Below are 6562 nucleotides of genomic sequence, written 5' to 3' on the forward strand. Positions count from 1 at the left end.
GGGTCCGAACATCGGGGTATCGATGGCAGTTAGTTTTCGAGGGCGCGGTATTTTTCCCGCAAGTTATTGCGTATCGCGATCGCGGTCATGTTCAAACCGACGATGACCATCACCAGCAACAGCGAGGTCGCGTAAACCAGCGGCCGGGCCGCTTCGACGTTGGGACTTTGAAAACCGACGTCGTAGATATGAAAGCCCAAGTGCATGAACTTGCGGTCCAAATGCAGGTAGGGGAAATTGCCGTCCAGCGGCAGGGTCGGCGCCAGCTTGACGACGCCGACCAGCATTAGCGGCGCCACTTCGCCGGCCGCGCGAGCCACGGCCAGAATCAAACCGGTCATGATGGCAGGGCTGGCCATCGGCAATACCGTGCGCCACAGGGTTTCCGCCTTGGTCGCGCCGAGCGCCAGACTGCCTTCGCGAATGGATTTGGGTATCCGAGACAAGCCTTCCTCGGTGGCGACAATCACGACCGGCAAGGTCATCAGCGCCAACGTCAACGCGGCCCACAGCAGGCCCGGCGTGCCGAACACCGGCGCCGGCGCCGCTTCCGGATAGAACAACCGGTCGATATTGCCTCCGATGATGTAAACAAAAAAGCCCAAGCCGAACACGCCGTAAACGATGGACGGCACCCCAGCCAAATTGTTGACCGCGATGCGGATGATCCGGGTTATGAAACCTTGCTTGGCGTATTCGCGCAAGTAAACCGCCGCGATCACGCCGAATGGAGTCACGACGACCGCCATCAGCAATACCATCAACACGGTACCGAAAATGGCCGGAAATATGCCGCCCTCGGTGTTGGCTTCGCGCGGCTCTTCCTTGATGAAGTCGATAAAGCGCGCAAGGTATTCGACCGATTTGTCGAAGGTGCTCATCGAGTTGGGCCGGGTCAACTTGACGATACGGTGCAAAGGCAGGCTGATTTCGCGACCGCCGGCTTCCGCGACCACCAGCGTCGCACGCTTGATTTCGCGATTAAGCTGGCCGAGTTGCTGCTGAATTTGCTGATACTCCGCCTGATACGCCTGCTTTTGCGCGGCGAAATCGCGCTCGGTGTCGGCGTTCCAGGTCCCTTCCAGTTCCAGCTTGCGTTGCCGCAAACGCAGCCGCTCCAGGTTGTAGTTAATCGCGCCGATGGCCTTGTTCTGCAAATGGTCGATTTGCTCGTGCAAGCCCAGCGCGTCGCTTAACTTTTGTTGCGCCGCCGCCCAACTGTCCGCGCCTTGGGCGACGACATTGCCGTCTTCCTTGACCGCGACCAGCCGGCCGTAAAAATTACCCCATTCGCGCCGTTCGATGCAGACCAGATCGTCCGGATGGGCTTGGCCGGTGATGTATTGCTGTAAGATCCAGCGAAAGTCGCTGCCCAAAATATCCCGGTTGCCGGTCTTGACCAGATGCTGCTCCAGATATTCGGCGTTGTTCAAGACTTCGTGGCCGGCGGCCTTGGCTTGCGCGGCCAGCAGCAAAGCCGTCGCCACCTGCTCGCCGACGATGACGCTGTCCTCGCCTTGCTGATCGCGGTAGTGGTATTCAACGATGTCGGCCGGCCAAAAATGCCCCAGGCCGCGCACCGCAATCAACAATAGCAATCCGATCACCAGAACCAGGTTGATGCTGACCGCGCCGGCGGTGAACCAAATCCACGGCGTGCCGCTTTTGAACCATTCTTTCATCATAATGAACTGTATTTTTGTCTTAGATTCTGCCGAATCATTTCAGCCAGGGTGTTGACCACAAAGGTAAACATGAACAAAACCAAGGCCGCCAAAAACAAAACCCGATAGTGAGTGCTGTTGACCTCCGACTCGGGCATTTCCACGGCGATATTCGCGGATAGGGTCCGCAGGCCCTGGAAGATGCTTAGGTCCATCACTGGGGTGTTGCCGGTCGCCATCAACACAATCATCGTCTCGCCGACCGCCCGGCCGAAACCGATCATGATCGCCGAAAAAATGCCGGGGCTGGCTGTCAGTAAAACCACCTTGGTCAGGGTTTGCCAAGGCGTCGCGCCCAGGGCCAGCGAACCGGTGGTGAGATGCTTGGGTACGCTGAAGATCGCGTCCTCGGCAATCGAAAATATCATCGGAATGACCGCGAATCCCATCGCCAGACCCACGACCAGCGTATTGCGTTGATCGTAAGCGATTCCGAACTCCTCGCGCATCCAGGTGCGCAGATCGCCATTGAAACACAAGGCTTCGATACCGGGACTCAGTTGAAAGGCCAGCCAGGCGGCGAAAACCACGACCGGAATCAATACGATGGCATCCCAGCCGTCCGGAACCTTCTGCCGGTTTTCCTCGGGGATGAATTGCCAAGCGTAGGCAAATAGCATCACCGCGAGCGGCACGATCATCAGCAACGCGAATATTCCGGCCAAATGGGATTCGACGAACGGCGCCAGCCACAAACCGGCCAGGAAGCCCAATATCACGGTCGGCAATGCCCCCATGATTTCGATGCCCGGCTTGACGTACTGGCGAATGCCCGGAGACATAAAGTAGCCGGTATAGATCGCGCCGAACAAAGCCAGCGGAATGCCGACCAACATCGCATAAAACGAAGCCTTCAATGTGCCGAACACCAACGGCGTCAAGCTCATTTTGGGCTCGAAGTCGTTGCTGGCTGACGAAGATTGCCAAATGTAATCCGGCTTGGAATAGCTCTCGTACCAAATCTTGCGCCACAACGATTTCATCGAAATTTCCGGATGTTCGTTGGTCAGCTTCCAGACCTTGACGTTGCCATCGGTGTCCTCGGCCAGCACCGTGTCGGCCTTGGGCGACAGCGACATTGCCATAGGCGCGCCGGGCATTACCGGCTGTTTGACCAGTTCCCGTTCGGCGGTGGAATTGAACACGCCCAGCATGCCGCTGCTGTCAACCACCAGCATGCCGCGCCGGCGCTGCTCCGGATTGATTTTGACGATCGGGCTGTCGGCGAGCTTGAAGCTGCGCAATTTTTGCAAGCTGACGTAATTCTGCTCGTTGCGTACCATCGACCATTGAGCCACGTCGCCCTTGGAATCGCCGACCAGCAGCGAGTTTTCGCCATTCAAAAACTCGACGTCGGTAATTTGCCGGCCGTTCTCGACCAGATTCATTTTGTGTTTGACGGCCAAGGCGGACGATTCGCTCACATCGACCACCGTCAAACTCTGTTTGGAGAGCAGGTAGAGGTTGTGCTGCTCCTTATCCACCAGCATGAATTCGACATCGTCGCCGGGCACGTCCAGCGTGGCATCGCTTCTATCCAGCGTCACTTCGTCGTCGAACATCGATTCCTTTTTGCTGAACCGAACCAGAATCACCCGATTGTCGGCGGTTTTGGCAACCACCAGGCTTTGCTGGTCGCCGACCGCCAGCGTCAATTGCAGCAAGGGCTGGCCCCGGCTGTCTATCGCCAACGGCTGCTCGCCGAGCGGAAAGCCGATATTCGGCGTCACCACCCGCTTGCCGTCGGGGTAACTTAATTTGTATTCGTGCTTCATGATCAACGCCCGACCGTCGGACAGACCGTAGCCGACGACGCCGCTATCCGGGCTGCCGTGGCTAAAGCCGGCAACCTTGCCGGCCTCGGCGCCAAGCAATTCCTGGGTTTTCACCGCCTGTCCGTCCGCGACCCGAAAAAACACCGCATTGCCGCTATCGGTAAAGCGCACGGCCAATTCGTTTTGTTCTTCGGCGGCCAGAAAGCGGGTCTTGCCCAAAGCCGATTCCGGCACCGGGTAAGCGCCGGCCGGCTGTAGCGTCGCCGGCAACAGCAACGGAAACACCACATATAACAAATAGAAGAAAATCAGGACGACGGCGACAATGATGCTCAGGCCACCCGCCACCACGCCGCGCGCGACGATCTTGTCTTTTAACAGCCGCCAACGCTGATGACGTTCGCTCGAGGCGCTCTGCAGCAGCGTAGGTTTCGCCGGAATCGATTGGACTTCAGTCATAACAAGGCACGTGTAGTTAACTTGGGTTGCGCCGCTGGGAAAAGACCCGGCGCCAACAAAAAAGCCGATAACCTTTAGGGATTATCGGCTTGAGCATTATACAAGATCAACGCCCGTCGAAAGGGGGAGCGGGATGAGCATCGATACGAGTCGCCATTCCCTGGTTGCGTCCTTGCAACGAAATCCATGTATCAACCATCCCTGAAATAGGCTTACCGTACCAAGGACAGCGCTTTTTCGACCGCTTTGGCCGGCAGCGGAATGTAGCCGTCCTTGATCACGACTTGCTGGCCGGCTTTGGACAGCACCATCTTGATGAATTCTTGCTCCAGCGGCGCCAGGGGCTCGTTCGGTTTTTTGTTGACGTAAACGTACAGGAAGCGCGACAACGGATAGGCACCGGAAGTGGCGTTTTCCGGAGACGCTTCGACGAAGGCCTCGCCGTCCTTGCGGGCCAGCGGCACCGCTTTCACGCCGGACGTCGAGTAGCCGATGCCGGAGTAACCGATACCGTTGTTCGATGTAGTCACCGATTGCACCACCGAAGCCGAACCGGGCTGTTCGTTGACGTTACTTTTGAAATCGCCCTTGCACAGAGCTTCGTCTTTAAAGAAGCCGTAGGTGCCGGAAACCGAGTTGCGGCCGTACAACTGGATCGGTTTGCTGGCCCAGCCGCCGGTCAGGCCGGCTTGCCCCCAGTTGCCGATGTCGTTCGCGTAGCCGCATTTGCGGGTGGACGACATGATGGCGTCGACTTGCGGGATGCTCAAACCCTTGATCGGATTGTCCTTGTTGACGAATACCGCCAGCGCGTCGATCGCGACCGGGATAGCGGTCGGCTTATAACCGTATTTGCTTTCGAAATCGTCGATTTCATTGTCCTTCATCTTCCGGCTCATCGGCCCCAGGTTGGCGGTACCCTCGGTCAAGGCCGGCGGCGCGGTGGAAGAGCCGGCCGCTTGAATTTGAATATTGACGTTAGGGTAAATCTTGCCGAATTCTTCCGCCCACAGCGTCATCAGGTTGGCCAGGGTATCGGAGCCGACGCTGGAAATATTGCCGGAAACGCCGCTGGCCGGCGCATATTCGGGCAGAGCGGGATCCAGCGTCGCCGGAGCGGCCGCCGCGATGCCGCCGAACGTAGCCGATACGAACCCGAACCCTAATGCCAGTGACTTCAGCGTGAAAGTGTTTTTCATAAATGATCTCGAAAAGGTTTAAAACTTAGAAACAGTTTGCCAAGCAAGCGTGACAATAGTATGAAGCGAATATGACAGTTTTGTGACAAATCCCGGCGAATTGTATGCCTAGTCGGCCAGCGGCGCCATTGACTCCGATCGCCGGCCACTCGGCGCGGCGCGGCTTAGCGTCAAAAACCGGTAGCGAAAATCGACCGTGGGATCGTTGTCGATGGCCTCGGATTCGACCTCGCGCCAAGCCTCGGCATCGATTTCCGGAAAAAACGTATCGCCGACGAAATCCTGGTCTATGCAGGTCAAATACAAACAGTCGGCCCGGTCCAACAAGGCCCGGTAAAGCTCGGCACCGCCAATCACGAAGACTTCTTCGTGGCCTTGGCAATGCGCCAGTGCCGCGTCGATGTCGGCAAACACCTGGCAACCCTCGGCCTCGTAACCGATCGCGCGACTAACCACCAGATTTTCCCGGCCCGGCAGCGGCCGGCCGATCGCCTGATGGGTTTTGCGCCCCATTAAAACCGGCTTGCCCAGCGTGATGCGCTTGAAGCGCCGCAAATCGGCCGACAAATGCCAGGGCATCCGGCCGTCCAAACCGATCGCCCGATTGGATGACATCGCGACAATCAACGATATTTTCATGGAGTAGTTTAAGATGCCTAGCCTTGTTCAAAGCGAAGATGATACTAGACATCAACCGATGAAGAAAAACATACTGGTGATATTTACCGGCGGCACGATAGGCTCGAATGCCGTAGCAGGCACGATAGACACCTCTGCCGACGCCGGCTTCGAATTGCTGAACCGCTACCGGCAAAGCTACCCTGACATTGCCGAAACCGTGGCCTTCTCCAGCCTGCAGCCGCTCGGCATACTCTCGGAAAATCTGCATCCCAGCCATTGGCAATCGATGATCGCCGCGATAGAAGGCCTGGATCTAGCGAGTTTCGCCGGCGTCATCGTTACCCACGGCACCGATACCCTGGCGTTTTCCGCCGCGGCACTGGCGCTGTACTTCAACCGCTTGCCGATTCCGTTGCTGCTGGTCTCGAGCGATCGGCCGCTTGCCGATCCGCTGGCGAACGGGCTGGACAACTTCGGCTGCGCGGTTTCCTACATCCGCGACATCGGCGCGGCCGGCGTGTTTGCCGCGTACCGAAATCCAGGCGGCGCGATGCACTTGCACCTGGGCAGTCGCCTGGCCTCCTGTTTGCCGCTGGGCAGCGATTTCGTCAGCGCGCGGTCCCGGCCGTACGCGACCTACTCGGCCGACGGTTTCGAATGCCATCATTCCTTACCGGCGCGTCGGCAATTCGACCTAAAACCCGAGTTCTCGAAAAAATTGCTGTTGATCCGACCCTATCCGGGTTTGGACTACCGCGACCTCCGCCTGGAAGGCTGCGATGCG

The 6562-nt window shown here is 57.9% G+C and carries 5 protein-coding genes; 1 reads left to right on the plus strand and 4 read right to left on the minus strand.

Going from position 1 to position 6562, the window contains the following annotated elements; translation table 11 throughout:
• Positions 1 to 29 precede the first annotated feature (29 nt).
• From pstA to AC3B8H_RS03135, 4 genes are all read right to left on the minus strand, one after another.
• On the minus strand, positions 30 to 1685 hold the full coding sequence (gene pstA / locus AC3B8H_RS03120) for a phosphate ABC transporter permease PstA (protein ID WP_488440160.1): 1656 nt from the start codon (positions 1683 to 1685) through the stop codon (positions 30 to 32).
• Positions 1682 to 3958 carry an ABC transporter permease subunit gene (locus AC3B8H_RS03125; protein WP_488440161.1) on the minus strand — a complete coding sequence of 759 codons (2277 nt, stop codon included), beginning with the start codon at positions 3956 to 3958 and terminating at the stop codon, positions 1682 to 1684. Before AC3B8H_RS03125 ends, pstA begins: the two co-directional genes overlap by 4 nt.
• A 212-nt stretch (positions 3959 to 4170) precedes the next feature.
• Entirely contained in the window at positions 4171 to 5157 is a 987-nt protein-coding gene (locus AC3B8H_RS03130) for a PstS family phosphate ABC transporter substrate-binding protein (RefSeq protein ID WP_488440162.1), read from the minus strand.
• Between the two features lie 108 nt (positions 5158 to 5265).
• Positions 5266 to 5796, minus strand: coding sequence for a dihydrofolate reductase (locus AC3B8H_RS03135; RefSeq protein ID WP_488440163.1), 531 nt, complete (start codon positions 5794 to 5796; stop codon positions 5266 to 5268).
• A gap of 58 nt (positions 5797 to 5854) precedes the next feature.
• Here AC3B8H_RS03135 and AC3B8H_RS03140 point away from each other — a divergent pair.
• Positions 5855 to 6562 (plus strand): asparaginase domain-containing protein (locus AC3B8H_RS03140; protein WP_488440164.1); only part of this gene is annotated, 708 nt, incomplete at its 3' end.

This window comes from Methylomonas sp. BG-2, assembly GCF_057766305.1.

What these genes read in the sequence shown, in the direction of transcription:
- pstA (WP_488440160.1), bottom strand. Translation starts at nt 1,685, where the DNA reads ATGATGAAAGAATGGTTCAAAAGCGGCACGCCGTGGATTTGGTTCACC.
- AC3B8H_RS03125 (WP_488440161.1), bottom strand. Translation starts at nt 3,958, where the DNA reads ATGACTGAAGTCCAATCGATTCCGGCGAAACCTACGCTGCTGCAGAGC.
- AC3B8H_RS03130 (WP_488440162.1), bottom strand. Translation starts at nt 5,157, where the DNA reads ATGAAAAACACTTTCACGCTGAAGTCACTGGCATTAGGGTTCGGGTTC.
- AC3B8H_RS03135 (WP_488440163.1), bottom strand. Translation starts at nt 5,796, where the DNA reads ATGAAAATATCGTTGATTGTCGCGATGTCATCCAATCGGGCGATCGGT.